At 64.2% G+C, this 1,017-nt stretch carries 1 protein-coding gene; it reads right to left on the reverse strand.

Features of this window, described 5'->3' with window-relative positions; genetic code table 11:
- On the reverse strand, positions 1 to 934 hold a 934-nt coding region (locus B0W80_RS34070; protein ID WP_077003538.1), incomplete at its 3' end, for an IS481 family transposase.
- Positions 935 to 1,017: the final 83 nt, after the last annotated feature.

Below are 1,017 nucleotides of genomic sequence, written 5' to 3' on the forward strand. Positions count from 1 at the left end.
TGTCGAGTTGCAATAGGTTGTTCCCGCCAAGGCGGGAGGCTGGCGGCTTGTAGCTCAAGGCGGAGTGCGGTCTTCGGCTGTTGTAGTAGTTCAGGAACGCAGGCAGCCAAGCGGTGCGTTCGGCACTGTTGGCCCAGATGCGGCCGTAGGCCCATTCGCGCAGGCAAGTCTGGATGAACCGCTCGGCTTTGCCGTTGGTCTGCGGACGGTAAGGCTTGGTGAACGAGTGCTTGATGCCCAGGGCTTGACAGGTCTTGGCGAACAGCCGCGAGCGATAGGCTGAGCCGTTGTCCGTGATCAAGCGCTTGATCGTCACTCCCAGCGCCTTGTAGTGCGCCACGGCCGCCAACAAGAAGCTCACCGCCGAATCCTTGCGCTCGTTGGCGTGCATCTGCACGAAGCTCACGCGCGAGTGGTCGTCGATCGCCACGTGGACAAACTCCCAGCCCGCGCCGTCCACCGAGTCGCGCCGGTCGCCCGTGACCCGATGGCTCGGGCGCACGATGCGCCCAAGCTTCTTGGTGTCGATGTGCAGCAACTCGCCGGGAGCTTCGCGTTCGTAGCGCACCGTCGCTGGCACGGGATCGAGCGCCTTCAGACTGGCCAGGCCCAGACGGGCGAGCAGCCGGCAGACAGTGGCCACGCTGCGCCCGACCACCGTGGCGATGCGTCGCATGGGCATGCGCGAGCGGCGCAACTTCTCGATGCGCTGGCACAGCGTCTCGTCCAGGCTCGTGCGGGTCTTTGCCGGACGCGAGCTGCGGTCCAGCAGGCCCTGCTCGCCGTGCTCCTCGAAGCGCTTGCGCCACTTGCGTGCAGTGCGCGCGCTGATGCCGGCAGCCTCGGCTGCCGGCATCAGCCCCATCGCAGCAATGCGTTCGACAAGCAATTTGCGCCCTACAAAGGTCAATCTGGCATTCTTGTGGCTGTTCACTCGGTTGTTCCCTCTGGTGACTGAAGCGTGGTAACTCCAGTCTCCCAGACCCTTCCGGGTGAACAACCTATTGAGACATCACA

The sequence above is a fragment of the Variovorax sp. KK3 genome, from assembly GCF_001984055.1.
Taxonomy (GTDB): Bacteria; Pseudomonadota; Gammaproteobacteria; order Burkholderiales; family Burkholderiaceae_C; genus Variovorax.